The sequence below is a fragment of the Streptomyces sp. NPDC002206 genome (genome assembly GCF_053593595.1).
In genome coordinates, this window is the sequence record NZ_JBSFCW010000001.1 from 570,047 (window position 1) to 583,727 (window position 13,681).

The window sequence follows — 13,681 nt, forward strand, 5'->3', positions numbered from 1 at the left end:
GGTCCGGGCGGCGGATCTCGGCCTCCGGCGCCGCGCTCCCCGCTTTCGGCCCCTCCTGGCCGGGAGGTAGCGTCAGGGGACAGCGAACCGTCCGTCAGGGCGGAAATGACGAGATGGGGAAGACGTTCACCATATGCCGGACCGACGCCGCCGCACCGCCTTCCGCCACCCGCTGCCCGAGCGGGCCTCACTGCTGCTGCGGGAACGCCAGTCCCCGACGGGCTCCTCCTCCTCGGATCCTTCGGATTCGTCGGATTCCTCGAACAAGAAGGACGACAACCCCTTCGCCCCACCGCCGGAGAACCGCCCCGACCAGCCGTGGCGGCCGCGCCACCCGTCGCCCGGCGCGAACGGGAGCGGAGACAACGGTTCGAACGGGAACGGCGACGGGTCGCCCGAGGGCGGCTCGTCCGACGACCGGCCGGTCTGGGGCAGCCAGTGGAGCAGCCACCAGCCGGGCCGCCAGAGCGGCGGCTTCGGCGGCCGTCCGGGCGGCCAGGCCGGACCGAACGGCCCAGGCGGTCAGGGCGGCCCCGGCGGACTGCGCTGGGACCCGACCGACCCTGCCCAGCGGCGCGCCCGCTACGCGCTGCTTGCCGGCATGTGGGCCTTCTTCTTCGCGATCTTCGATTTCCCGGAGATCGCCCTGCTGCTCGGCGCACTCGCCGTGTACTGGTCGATCAGCTCGCTGCGCGCCAAGCCGAGGAGTGCAACGCCGACGGAGAGCACCGACAGGACTGCCGGTACGGGTTCCGGTTCCGCTCCGGCCGGGGGCCCGGCTCCCGGAGCCAGGACTGCCGCCCCGTACGCACAGGGCCAGGGCAGGCCGCAGACGACGGCTGCGATCAGCGGTCTCGTCACGGCGCTGCTCGCGCTCTCGATCGTCGCAATGACGTTCACGGTGCAGCTGGTCTACCGCGACTACTACACCTGTGTGAACGACGCTCTCACCAAGTCCGGACAGCTGGCCTGCAACGACCTGCTGCCGAAGCCGCTGGAGCCGTTCTTCGGCGTCAAGAACTAGCGCTTTCCGGACTGCTCGCCGGCCCAGCCTCCGGAGGCTGGGCCGGCGGCGTCCCGGGACCTTTGGAGAGCGATACCCAGAGGGAACCCCCGGCGGTCCAGGGGGAATCCCCGGCCGCCCGCTCGTGCCACGGGTCGGTCGGCAGGAAGTCGTACGGCTCAGCGCCCGCATCCCCCTCGTACCAGGGCTCCGCACCGGTCACGGGCGCGGACGTCGAGGGTGGTGAAGGCGGAGACACAGGTACGGAACCGACCCCGGCCGGGGATCCGGTTCGGGTTCCGGTTTCCGTGCCCGTTCCGGTGCCGGGTCCTGACTCCGATGCCCTGGCCGCATCCTCGCCCCGACGCCTGCGCCACCACCGCGGACCACCCCGCTGCCGCTCCGAAACCTCCGCATCCGCCGAGGAGGGAGGCACCGACCCGGCCTCCCCTGCCCCGCTGCCGTGCCGTCGCAGCCGCCAGGCCCTCAGCAGCAGCGCCCCGGGTACCCCGATCAACGCCGTCCACGCCGGTGCCGCCGCCCCCGTGAGCCACCAGACCGGGCCGAACTCGGCCAGCGCCCCGGTACCCATCGGTCCGCCTGCCGCCGCGGCCAGCGCCGCCGTCCCGACGCCGCAGCCCACCGCCGCGAGGGCAGCCGTCAGCGCGGTCTCCCAGAGACTGCACGCCTCCCCGTTGCGTCCGGTGAACCGGGCGATCGTCAACCCGGCCGCGACCGGCACCGCCACGGCCGCCCAGTTCAGGAGCGTCCCGGGGCCATGGGCCGGTACCGCTGCCAGCAGGGGGAAGTCCGGCAGCGCCGGTCGCCCGGTGAAGGCGAGCGGGGTCACCGTGGACGCTGTACCGAGTGCGAAGCCGGGCCCGAGCCCATAGGCGGCACCCCATACCGCCGCGTTCGGCACGAGCGCCATCGCGAGCAGCAGCACCGCGGACCGGCCCGCCCCGTCTCCGGAGAGCCCCAGGAACGACGCCTGCACCTGCTCCGCATGCCACACCAGTGACGCCGCGACCAGCAGCGCGCCGCCGCCCAGCAGCACCGCCGTCCCGGCCGCCGCCGACCGGAACACCGCCTCCGCCCGCCCCGCGAACCGGGTCCGCGCCATCGCCTCGTGCAGCCGCACCGGCGCCCAGGACGGCGGCCCGACCGGACGCCCGGCCGCCGTCCACACCCCTGCCCCCGCCGCACCCGCCACCACGGGAACCAGCAGGAACAGGAGCGAAGACGGCTGCGCCACCATCGAGCCGCTCTTCGCATAGAACGCGACAACCGCCACGACCAGCAGATATCCGCCCGTCACCAGGCAGAAGACGCTCCCGGCCGAGGGCGGGGTGCGCCCCTCGTCGTCGGGCTCCATCCCATCGCGGGCGGCCCGATGCACCAGCCACAGCAGCACCGCGGTGACCAGCAGCGGGACAACACCGACGGGGGCGGGGGTGCCGCTGAGGGTGTCGGTTCTGACGAGTTCGGCGCCCTGCGCCAGCAGCCAGATCCCCGCTGCGGCGTGGAAGGCGCCGCCGGGGCCGCTGTCGGAGGACGGGGAGCTGATCCACACCATCATGACGAGCACAGCCAGCGAGCCGAGCCCGAGCCCCCCGGCAAGCACGCCCCGCAGAAAGGCGGAGACCAGCACGGCGGACCGGCCCTGCTCAGCCGACAACGACGGGATGCGTTCGGTCATTTGGATCACATCGCAATGCTCCCAACGACACGCACTTTTTTCGTGTAACGGGCGAATAGCCGCTGTGTCGCTCAATATACGGTTATGTACTTTTCGGCCCAATGCGGGTCCGCCAGGGGGCCTTCATGACTCACAGCGCCACCGATGCGGCCACCCCCTCCCCGCTGCCCTCCTCCTAGGAGCTACGCAGTCTCCGGCCGCCCGAACCCAAGCCACCGGGAGCACCACCATGGCCCCGACCGACCCCGGCACCACCCGGGACCAGCCCATCCCACCCGTCTCCTCCACTCCCACAGCCCTCGCGGTCTCCACCTCCCCTGGCCCCACCCCCGCCGAGGCATTCGATGCCCTCTACGTTGGCCTCGCCACCGCCCTCTTCCGGCAGACGTATCTGCTGACCGGTCGCCGGAACCTCGCCAAGGAGTCCGTCGAGCGGGCCTTCGAGCAGGCCTGGCAGCGCTGGCCCGAGGTGGCGGTCGACCGGGATCCGGCCGGCTGGGTGCGGGCGGCCGCGTACGAGTACGCGATGTCCCCCTGGCACCGGCTGCGCCGCGCCCACCGCCACCCCGACCCCCAGCCGGAAGTCGATCCCCGCTCCCACGCCCTGCTCGACGCGCTGCTCGACCTGCCGCCGACGTACCGGCGCACCCTGCTGCTCCACGACGGTGTCGGCCTGGACCTGCCGGATACCGCAGCGGAGACGGAGGCGAGCACCGTGGCGGCGGCGGGCAGGCTGATGACCGCGCGGGCCGCGGTCGCCGAGCGGATGCCCGAGTTGGCGACCCCGCGCTCACCCGCCGAAGAGTCCGCACTGTGGCACGAACAGCTGGGCACGCTCGCACTCGCCCAGCCCGTGGCCCCACTGCTCACTCCCCATGCGGTCCGCACCGCCGGCGAGAACAAGGCCAGGCTCTGGACGCAGGCGGCCATCGCCCTCACGGCACTGCTCGTCGGCCTCGCGGCGGTCACCATGGTGACCGCTCCGCCGCGGTACGAGACACCGCCGTCGCCCGCCGAGCGGGTCGGTGGCGTGCCGCCCCGCGGCGGTCCGCAGCAGCTGACACCGCAGGACCTGTACATGCAGAAGAAGCTCGACGACGAGCTCGTTCACGGCCCTGCGCGGCTCGTCCCGGAAGTACGTTGACCGACCCGGATGGACCCCGAATCAAAACGGCGCGGGCCCGTACCCCTGAAGAGGGATACGGGCCCGCGCCGTCTGTGCAGTGACGCGACACAGCGGTACGCGCAGTACACGCAGTATCAGCGATACAGCGGATCAGCTGCGATGCAGCTGTCAGGCACCGAGGATCTCGCGCGCCAGCTTGGCGGTCTCGGTCGGCGTCTTGCCGACCTTGACACCTGCGGCCTCGAGGGCCTCCTTCTTCGCCTGGGCGGTGCCGGAGGAGCCGGAGACGATGGCGCCGGCGTGGCCCATGGTCTTGCCCTCGGGGGCGGTGAAGCCCGCGACGTAGCCGACGACCGGCTTGGTGACGTTCTTCGCGATGAAGTCCGCCGCACGCTCCTCGGCGTCGCCGCCGATCTCGCCGATCATGACGATCAGGTCGGTCTCGGGGTCGGCCTCGAACGCCTCCAGGGCGTCGATGTGCGTCGTGCCGATGACCGGGTCGCCACCGATGCCGACGGCGGACGAGAAGCCGATGTCACGGAGCTCGTACATCATCTGGTAGGTCAGCGTGCCGGACTTCGACACGAGACCGATGCGGCCGGGCTTGGTGATGTCGCCCGGGATGATGCCGGCGTTGGACTGGCCGGGGGTGATCAGGCCGGGGCAGTTCGGGCCGATGATCCGGGTCTTGTTGCCCTTCGAGCCGGCGTACGCCCAGAAGGCGGCCGAGTCGTGGACAGCGATGCCCTCGGTGATCACGACGGCGAGGGGGATCTCGGCGTCGATCGCCTCGACGACGGCGGCCTTGGCGAAGGTCGGCGGCACGAAGAGGACGGACACGTTCGCGCCCGTCTTCTCCATCGCCTCGGCGACGGAACCGAAGACCGGTACTTCGGTGCCGTCGAAGTCGACGGTCGTGCCGGCCTTGCGCGGGTTCACGCCACCGACGATGTTGGTGCCGTCGGCGAGCATGAGCTTGGTGTGCTTCATGCCGGTGGCACCGGTCATCCCCTGGACGATGACCTTGCTGTCCTTGGTGAGGAAGATAGCCATGGTGTTGGAGTCCCTCGTCCTTACTTCGCAGCCGCGGCGAGCTCAGCGGCCTTGTCGGCCGCACCGTCCATGGTGTCCACGCGCTGCACGAGCGGGTGGTTGGCGTCGGAAAGGATCTTGCGACCCAGCTCCGCGTTGTTGCCGTCGAGGCGCACGACCAGCGGCTTGGTGACCTCTTCGCCCTTCGACTTCAGAAGCGCCAGGGCCTGGACGATGCCGTTGGCGACCTCGTCACACGCGGTGATGCCACCGAAGACGTTGACGAAGACCGACTTGACGTCCGAGTCGCCGAGGATGATCTCGAGGCCGTTCGCCATGACCTCGGCGGAGGCGCCGCCACCGATGTCGAGGAAGTTGGCGGGCTTCACGTTGCCGTGGTGCTCACCGGCGTACGCGACGACGTCCAGGGTCGACATGACCAGACCGGCACCGTTACCGATGATGCCGACCTCGCCGTCGAGCTTGACGTAGTTGAGGTTCTTGGCCTTGGCGGCAGCCTCGAGCGGGTTGGCTGCGGCCTTGTCCTCGAGGGCCTCGTGGCTGGGCTGACGGAAGTCGGCGTTCTCGTCGAGAGACACCTTGCCGTCCAGCGCCAGGACGTCGCCGGAGGCGACCTTGGCGAGCGGGTTGACCTCGACGAGGAGCGCGTCCTCGGCGACGAAGGTGTCCCACAGCGTCACCATGACCTCGGCGACCTTCTCGGCCACCTCGGCCGGGAACTTCGCCTGGGCGACGATCTCGCGGGCCTTCTCGATCGTGACTCCGGTGTTGGAGTCGACCGGGACCTTCGCGAGGGCCTCGGGGGTCTTCTCCGCGACCTCCTCGATGTCCATGCCACCCTGCACCGAGGCCATGGCCAGGAAGGTGCGATTGGTGCGGTCGAGGAGGTACGAGACGTAGTACTCCTCAAGAATCTCCGGCGCGGTCTCGGCGATCATCACCTTGTGGACCGTGTGGCCCTTGATGTCCATGCCGAGGATGTCGGTCGCACGGGCGACCGCCTCGTCGGGGGTGGCGGCCAGCTTGACGCCGCCGGCCTTGCCGCGGCCGCCAACCTTCACCTGCGCCTTGACGACAGACTTGCCGCCCAGCCGCTCGGTCGCCTCGCGGGCTGCCTCAGGCGTGTCAATGACTTCACCGGCCAGCACCGGTACACCGTGCTTGGCGAAGAGGTCCCTCGCCTGGTACTCGAACAGGTCCACGCGCGTCCGTCCCTTTTCAGTGGTCTCGCGGTTCGTTTTCAGCGTGGGCGTGCCGCGAGGGGCAACGTGACTGCTCTGTCACAAGGAAAGCGCACACGGTGTCCGGGTACGCGGCATGTCCATCTCGCAGGTTATCCCCGAGCTCCGCAGGACCCTAAATCGCAGATCACACCTGGGCGGTGATTACGGTCACAGATCACGCTGGTAGCCGGGTCGCAGTGGACAAAACGGCACGTGAGCGGTGGTGGGAAGAGGGGACCCGGGGCCGGGCGGTGCCCGCGGTCCGGACGGAGTGGTCCGAACACGACGGGGAACCGCCCGGCGACGGGCCGGGAACTGCCCTCAGAGGTCCGAGAGGTCTCAGATCCCCTGGGCCGGGTACGCCGGAGCGGTGAAGGACGGCACCGCGTCGGTGACGAAGTCGGGGGCGATCGATGTCAGACCCTGCGCACCGTGCGCCGCGTTCTCGACGGTCGGGCGCGCTTCGCCGCCCGCCGTGCCCACGAGGCCGCCCGCGAACGGCTGCACCTGCGCGCCGACACCCTGCGCCAGCGGCATCACCTGGGTCGCGACCCCCTGTGCGAACGGGGCGACCGCGTCCCCGGTCAGCCCTTGAGCCAACGGCTGCACCCCGGAGACGACACCCCCCGCGAACGGCTGGACGTCGGAGACGACTGCCCCGGCGAACGGCTGCACCTCGGAGACAACACTCCCGGCGAACGGCTGAGCGTCGGAGACAACACCCCCGGCAAACGGCTGCACCGCGCCGACCGCGCCGTACGTCAGCGGCTGGACCTCGGCCGTGACGCCGTGCACGAAGGGCAGGGCGGCCTGCTCGACGACGCTGTCGGCGAACGGAGCGACCTCGGAGACCACACCCTGAACCAGGGTGCCGACATCTCCGAGCGCCTGGTCGACGACCGGCAGCACCGCGGAGACCGCCTCGGCGACGATGGGCGGGAGCACGGCGTCGGAGGTCTGACCGACGACCGGCCCGGCCTCTGTGAGAGCGCCCTGGGCCGCGCCCGTGACGGTGCCCTGAGCGGTGGTCGCGGCGCCGGGGACGGTGTTCTGCACGTAGCCGGGGATCTGCTCGATCGGGCCGAAGAGGTAGTCGATCGGTGCGTCGGGCGCGGCCGGGACGTCGTAGCCGGGGAGGCCCTGCAGGTCCTGCAGCACGTCTGTGCCGGACAGACCGGACAGGTCCTGCACGGCCTGTGCGTCCTGGACGTCCACGCCGTCGGCGCGGTCGACGGCGCCCGTGAGCTTGCCTGTGACGCCGGTGACCTGGTGCTCGATGCCGCCCGTCACGCGGCCGACCTGCCCAGTGGCCTTGGCGCCCGGGGCGGACGTCGCTTGCGCGACCACGGCGCCGGCAGCTGCCTTCGCCCCGGCGGTCTCCGTCTGCACGGTGTCCTTGAGCTCCGCGACCCCGTCGACCGCGTCGGCCGCGGTGTCGGGGGTGGAGAGCGGAACGGAGACAGGCTGTTCGTCCGCACTGGCTACGGCGGTCCCGAGGGCCCACATTCCGGTGGCCGTGGCGGCGACTGCTATGGAACGGCGAATGTTCTGGTGCATGTGTGTCAGATCCTTCGAATACGTTTCGACGGTCCGGAGTCGTCCGGACAGCGGGCAGACCTGTTCCGCCCCCGCGCGGCAGGTCGAGGCGGGGGAACGGCCTGCCCTAGCCGGGGAATTCGAGGATGTCGCCGGAGCTGTCGCGCATCGGGGCGACGGTCGCCGGAAGACCGGCACCGCGTATGAGCCCGAAGGAGGTACCGCCCGCGAACGGAACGGCGTGCTGTTCGCCGCCGCGTGGCCCATGGGCCTCGGCGCTGGAGGGGTGACCGAAGCCACCACGGGGATCGAGGGGCGCCCGCTCGGGCGCCGGTCCGTACCGCGGCGCGGGTACTCGGCTGTCCGTCCCGCTCGCGGAGGTGCCGTTCAGCAGGGCGACGAGGTTCCAGCCCCGGTCGGCCTCAGCGGTGTACCCGCAGACCGGACGCGCTGCGGGTGCGGCAGCGCGCGCGGCGCCGCCGGTGGAACCGTGGCCCGGGCGCCCTTCGGCAGGGGGATCGACGGCTGTGAGGGGAAGCAGCATCCGGGCGGGCAGCGCCCACAGGTCCGGGAGCACCCCGGCAGCGCTGTCGACCGCCGTGCCGACGCCCTCGACCGCCTCGCCGACTGGCCGGGCGAGATACCGGACGGTGTCCCGCGTCGTCCTGACAACCGACCGGGCACCGGCAACGGCGACGGACGTCGCGGTGTCGGTGGAAACGGAGGTCGTGGCGGAAGTGGCGGAGACGGAGAAGGTGGACGCGGAGGCGCTGGGAGCCGCGGAGGCACTGGAAGCCGAAGTGGCGGAAGCAGAGGCGGCGGTGGAAGCGGCGGCGGTGGAAGCGGCCATCGGCCTGGCGTGCGTTTCAGCAGCCGGCGCGCCCGGCGGCCCTGCGGCCGGAACGTGTGTCGGCACCGGGGCGGAGACATCCGGGAGCCCCGTCGCCGCTTCGGCGTTCGGGACGTCCACCGGCTCGGCTGCCGGATCGGCGTCCCTGTCCTGCGTCCCGGCCCCGTGCGCAACTGCCGTCCCCGCGGCAGGAAGCGACGGAACGGGTGCCTGCGCCGCGTGTGCCTCGGCTCCGAAGATGAGGCCGAGGGCCAGCAGTCCGCCGAGGAGCAGCACCACCTGCAGCGCACGCCGGCCGACCGACCCGCGCACCGGGCGCGGGTCAGCGGCAGGACGAACAGCTGCAGCGGTCACGTCGGAGTGAGCCCTCCCTGATGGCGCGGGGTGCGGAACGCAGTCCTCCGCGGACGACGGGACGATGCTTGCACGACCCTCCCGGGTTGACGCAAGTCCCTTGTTACTGATGGGTCTCCTTGTCCGGTATGGGCAGTGGCCTCTTCTCCAGTGCCGCGGCCATCACCTCCGGGAAAAGATCCGGGGTGCACGCGAACGCCGGTGCGCCCAGTGCGCCGAGCGCCGCCGCGTGTTCACGGTCGTAGGCGGGAGCACCCTCGTCGGACAGGGCGAGCAGCGTCACGAACTGCACACCGGAGGCCTTCATCGCGGCGACGCGCTTCAGCATCTCGTTGCGGATACCGCCCTCGTAGAGGTCGCTGATGAGGACGACGACCGTCTCGGCCGGGCGGGTGATCCTGGACTGGCAGTAGGCGAGTGCCCGGTTGATGTCGGTGCCACCGCCGAGCTGGGTGCCGAAGAGCACGTCGACGGGGTCGTCGAGCTGGTCCGTGAGGTCGACGACGGCCGTGTCGAAGACGACGAGCCTGGTCCGCAGCGTCCGCATGGAGGCGAGCACCGCGCCGAAGACGGAGGCGTAGACGACGGAGGCGGCCATCGATCCCGACTGGTCGATGCAGAGGATGACGTCCTTCTTCACCGCCCGCGTGGCCCGCCCGTAGCCGATGAGCCGTTCGGGGACGACCGTGCCGGCTCCGTCCCCGCCGGGAAGCGGCAGGTAGTTCTTGAGGTTGGCCCGGATGGTGCGGTCCCAGTCGATGTCACGGTGGCGGGGCCTGTTGATCTTCGCCGAGCGGTCGAGCGCGCCGGTCAGCGTGGCCCTCGTGCGGGTGGCGAGCCGCCTCTCGAGGTCGTCGACGACCTTGCGTACGACGGCTCGTGCCGTCTCCTTCGTCGTCTCGGGCATGGCCTTGTTGAGCGAGAGCAGCGTTCCGACGAGATGGACGTCCGCCTCGACGGCCTCCAGCATCTCCGGCTCCAGCAGCAGTGCGGACAGACCAAGCCGGTCGATCGCATCGCGCTGCATGACCTGGACGACGGAGCTGGGGAAATAGGTACGGATGTCGCCGAGCCAGCGGGCGACGGAGGGGGCGGAGCCGCCGAGCCCGGCCGAGCGGTCGCTCCCGCCCCGGCCGCCGGACTTGCCCCCGCCGCCGTACAGCGCGTTCAGTGCGCCGTCCATCGCGGCGTCCCGGCCGGTGAGGGTGCAGCCGGTGGTCTCGGCGCTGTCCCCGCCGAGCACCATGCGCCAGCGCCGCAGCCGTTCGTCGTCCGCCGCGCCGCGCCCGGCCCCTGCCCCGGTGCTCGATGTGTCTGTGTCCGTGGCCGTCGTCATCCTGTTGCCCCCAGCGGTTCCATGGCGTTGTCGACGGCGTCGGCGCCCTCTGTGTCCTCGGTGTCCAGCCCCAGCAGCAGCCGCAGTACGGGCACCACCGCCTCCGCCCGTTCCTCGTCGAGGGCGGGGCCGAAGCCGGGGGCTGTCGTTCCGGTGACGGTCCCGGCCTGCCCTCCGCTGGCCGGGCCGCGGCGTACGAGCTCGCCCAGCGTGCGCCGTACCCCCGATTCGTACGCCGAGAAAGTGCGGCGCAGCAGCGGCAGTACATCGGTGAACGTGTCCGCGGGGACGCCGGCCAGCCAGGCGTCGACCAGGCCGAGCAGCCGCTCGTCGTGGACGAGGAGCATGCCGCCCCCGCCGGCCCCGCCGACGAAGCCCTCGATCCAGGCCGCCGCGCCGGCCGGGGGCGTGCCGGGCGACAGGGCGAGGCCCATCAGCCGTGCCGCGTCGTCCTCTTCGAGCCGCCCCTCGTCGAGCAGCAGCCGGGCCGCCCGGCCCCGGATGACGCCGGCGACGGTGTCCCGGGCGGCCAGCTTGTGCAGCACCGCCGTCCAGCGCTCGCGGAGCCCGTCCGCCGGTACCGCACCGGCGAGCAGCCCGATCGCGGTGTGTACCCCGTCCACCTTGCGGCGCAGTTCGGCGGCACCGTCGGCGTCGAGCCCGGTGCAGGCGGGCGGCAGTCCGACGCAGATCCGCTCGGCGAGCCCGGCCGCGACCTCGCCGAGCGCCGCCGTGTCCGTGGACCGTACGTCCCCGTACCGCAGGGTCCGCGCCAGGGCGGGCAGCGCGTCGGCGAGGTGGCCGACGTCGGCGTCGAGCGCGGCCCGGTCGGCGAGCGCCCGCATCACGACGGGCAGTGCGTCGGGCAGTTCGGCGAGGAGGCAGCGCTCGGCGAGCGCGGTGACCTCGGCGAGCGCGGTCGCCGAGACGGCCTCCGACTCGGCCTTGGCGGTCGCGGCGGTCAGCACGGTGGTGCCCCAGATCCCGGCCTCGGCGACCTGTACATACAGCTCGGGCTCCCAGCGCAGCCGCCAGCTCTCCCGGAACGTGCCGGTGCTCCCCCGGCCGGCGGCCGGTTCGCCCCAGCCGACGGCAAGGAGCCGGAGCCGGTGCAGCAGGCGGCTGCGGCCCGCGTCGATGTCCTTGCGGAGGTCGAACTCCAACTCGCGCTCCATCGCCTCCGGTTTGAGCCGCAGCGTGCGCTGGAGCCGGGCGAGGTCGCGCTGCAACGGCACGGCGGGGGCGGTGTCCGGCACCGCTCCGAGCGTCTCGCCGACGATGAGCCGGTCCTGTACGAGCGCGAGCGGCACATCGGAGCCCTCGCACATCACGGCCCGGATCGCGTCGGTCGTCTCGCTCAGCCCGGCGAGCGGCCGGCCGCGCAGGGCGGCGAGGGTCCCGGCGAGCCGCACAGCCTCGATGACATGGGCCGACGACACGAACCGGTCCTCGTCGCGCAGGAGTCCGGCGACCTTGGTCATCCACCGTTCGATCGGTCGGTCGGGGGCGCCGAAGAGGTGCCCGTACCAACCGGGCGAGTCGATGCCCGCCCCGTAACCGCTGTGCCGGGCGAGCCGCCGATGGGTCCAGGGCACCCAGGTCAGCTCGGCCTTGACCTTGGGCAGCCCCTTGAGGAGGGCCCTGTCAGCCGTGACGGTCGTCCTCGCTCCGAGCGCGGGCACATGCCAGGCTCCACAGACGACGGCCACATCGTCCCCGAACTCCTTTTTCGCGGCCCGCAGTTGGATACGCATGTACGCCTCGCGAACGGCGTCGCGGGGGTGCCCGCCGTCCCCGTACACCTCGCGCAGCGCCGTCATCGCCTCGCCGAGCGCGGCGAACGGGGCCCGCGGGTCGACGAGCCGCCCGTCCGGTGCGCGGTGCTCGACGACGTCCTCCCACCAGCGCTCGGGGTCGTCGTACCCGGCGGCCTCGGCAAGGACCCCGATGGGGTCGATCGGAGGCGCGGCCACCGCCCCGACGGCGTCGCCGTCACCCGCCTGAGCCCGGTCGTGGTCGTGGTCCGCACCCGGGGCCGGGGAGTCGGTCATGGCCAGGGAGTGCGCCGCGGGCAGATCGATGAAGCGGACCGGCACGTCGTGGCGGAGCGCCCAGTGGATCGCGACCCACTCGGGCGAGAACTCGGCGAGCGGCCAGAACGCCGCCCGGCCCGGGTCGTCCACCGCGTGAGCGAGCAGCGCCACCGGTGGCCGCATCCGCTCGTCGGCGGCCAGCGGCAGCAGTGTGTCACCCTCGGGCGGCCCCTCGATGAGGACGGCCCGAGGTCCGGCGACGTCCAACGCGGCGCGGACCGCGCGGGCCGATCCGGGACCGTGGTGCCGAATCCCGAGCAGCAGCGGCCCGGCGGCGGGCGCGGCCCCGGTCACGCGGAGACCTCGCGGCAGGCGCGGTAGAAGTCCTTCCAGCCGTCCCGCTCGCGGACCACCGTCTCCAGGTACTCCTGCCAGACCACTCGGTCCGCCGCAGGGTCCCGGACGACGGCGCCGAGGATGCCGGCCGCGACATCGCCGGGGCGCAGCACCCCGTCGCCGAAGTGGGCGGCGAGCGCCAGGCCGTTGGTGACGACGGAGATGGCCTCGGCCGTCGACAGCGTGCCCGAAGGCGACTTGAGCTTGGTGCGGCCGTCGCTCGTGACACCGTCGCGCAGTTCACGGAAGACCGTGACCACCCGGCGGATCTCGGCCATGCCGTCGGGGGCGGCCGGAAGGTCGAGCGAGCGCCCCATCTGGTCCACGCGCCGGGACACGATGTCGACCTCGGCGTCGGGCGTGGCGGGCAGCGGCAGCACGACCGTGTTGAACCGGCGGCGCAGGGCACTGGACAGCTCGTTGACCCCGCGGTCGCGGTCGTTGGCCGTCGCGATGACGTTGAAGCCGCGGACGGCCTGGACCTCTTGGCCCAGCTCGGGGAGCGGAAGCGTCTTCTCCGACAGGATCGTGATGAGCGAGTCCTGCACGTCGGCAGGGATACGGGTGAGCTCCTCGATCCGCGCGGTCATGCCCTCGGACATCGCACGCATCAGCGGGCTGGGCACCAGCGCGTCGCGGCTGGGCCCGTGCGCCAGCAACTGCGCGTAGTTCCACCCGTAGCGCACGGCTTCCTCGGGCGTGCCCGCCGTGCCCTGGACCAGCAGCGTCGAGTCTCCGCTGACGGCGGCCGCGAGATGCTCGGAGACCCATGTCTTGGCGGTGCCGGGAACGCCGAGGAGCAGCAGGGCGCGGTCGGTGGCAAGCGTCGTCACGGCGACCTCGACGAGGCGGCGCGGGCCCACATATTTGGGTGTGATCACTGCTCCGTCCGGCAGAACGCCGCCGAGCAGGTAGGTGGCCACGGCCCAGGGCGACAGCTTCCAACGCTCGGGCCGCGGGCGGTCGTCGGCGGCCGCGAGCGCCTTCAGCTCGTCGGCGAAAGCGTCCTCGGCATGCGGGCGCAGAGCCTCTGCGCGGACGCCGGCGGTGGTTTCGGACACGGTCATGGATC

The 13,681-nt window shown here is 72.1% G+C and carries 10 protein-coding genes; 2 read left to right on the forward strand and 8 right to left on the reverse strand.

Annotated elements, in window-relative coordinates; all coding sequences use genetic code 11:
* Window positions 1-133 precede the first annotated feature (133 nt).
* The gene (locus ACWCP8_RS02660) at window positions 134-1,024 is read left to right on the forward strand and encodes a hypothetical protein (protein ID WP_352267842.1); all 891 of its coding nucleotides are present in this window, start codon (window positions 134-136) and stop codon (window positions 1,022-1,024) included.
* Here ACWCP8_RS02660 and ACWCP8_RS02665 read toward each other — a convergent pair.
* Window positions 1,014-2,702, reverse strand: coding sequence for a cell division protein PerM (locus tag ACWCP8_RS02665; RefSeq protein WP_451113962.1), 1,689 nt, complete (start codon window positions 2,700-2,702; stop codon window positions 1,014-1,016). The genes ACWCP8_RS02660 and ACWCP8_RS02665 overlap by 11 nt on opposite strands.
* Window positions 2,703-2,931: 229 nt before the next feature.
* On the opposite strand from ACWCP8_RS02665, the gene ACWCP8_RS02670 reads away from it, so the two are divergent.
* Window positions 2,932-3,846, forward strand: a complete 915-nt coding sequence (locus ACWCP8_RS02670) for a DNA-directed RNA polymerase sigma-70 factor (RefSeq protein WP_451113963.1) — start codon at window positions 2,932-2,934, stop codon at window positions 3,844-3,846.
* Window positions 3,847-3,996: 150 nt separating this feature from the next.
* Here the strand turns inward: ACWCP8_RS02670 and sucD are convergent, their stop codons facing one another.
* The 7 genes from sucD to ACWCP8_RS02705 form a co-directional block, all read right to left on the reverse strand.
* Window positions 3,997-4,881: a succinate--CoA ligase subunit alpha gene (gene sucD / locus ACWCP8_RS02675; protein ID WP_451113964.1), complete on the reverse strand. Its 885-nt coding sequence runs from the start codon at window positions 4,879-4,881 to the stop codon at window positions 3,997-3,999.
* A gap of 20 nt (window positions 4,882-4,901) precedes the next feature.
* Window positions 4,902-6,083 carry an ADP-forming succinate--CoA ligase subunit beta gene (sucC, locus tag ACWCP8_RS02680; protein ID WP_267002824.1) on the reverse strand — a complete coding sequence of 394 codons (1,182 nt, stop codon included), beginning with the start codon at window positions 6,081-6,083 and terminating at the stop codon, window positions 4,902-4,904.
* Between the two features lie 360 nt (window positions 6,084-6,443).
* Window positions 6,444-7,661, reverse strand: a complete 1,218-nt coding sequence (locus ACWCP8_RS02685; protein ID WP_352267847.1) for a hypothetical protein — start codon at window positions 7,659-7,661, stop codon at window positions 6,444-6,446.
* Window positions 7,662-7,767: 106 nt separating this feature from the next.
* Window positions 7,768-8,844 (reverse strand): hypothetical protein, encoded by a 1,077-nt coding sequence (locus tag ACWCP8_RS02690; RefSeq protein WP_451113965.1) that lies wholly within the window; start codon window positions 8,842-8,844, stop codon window positions 7,768-7,770.
* 103 nt (window positions 8,845-8,947) lie between these two features.
* Window positions 8,948-10,180 carry a VWA domain-containing protein gene (locus tag ACWCP8_RS02695; RefSeq protein WP_451113966.1) on the reverse strand — a complete coding sequence of 411 codons (1,233 nt, stop codon included), beginning with the start codon at window positions 10,178-10,180 and terminating at the stop codon, window positions 8,948-8,950.
* A complete protein-coding gene (locus ACWCP8_RS02700; RefSeq protein WP_451113967.1) occupies window positions 10,177-12,567 on the reverse strand; it encodes a DUF5682 family protein in 2,391 nt (796 codons plus the stop codon). Before ACWCP8_RS02700 ends, ACWCP8_RS02695 begins: the two co-directional genes overlap by 4 nt.
* Window positions 12,564-13,676 carry an ATP-binding protein gene (locus ACWCP8_RS02705; RefSeq protein WP_352267852.1) on the reverse strand — a complete coding sequence of 371 codons (1,113 nt, stop codon included), beginning with the start codon at window positions 13,674-13,676 and terminating at the stop codon, window positions 12,564-12,566. The genes ACWCP8_RS02700 and ACWCP8_RS02705 overlap by 4 nt, the downstream gene beginning before the upstream one ends.
* Window positions 13,677-13,681: the final 5 nt, after the last annotated feature.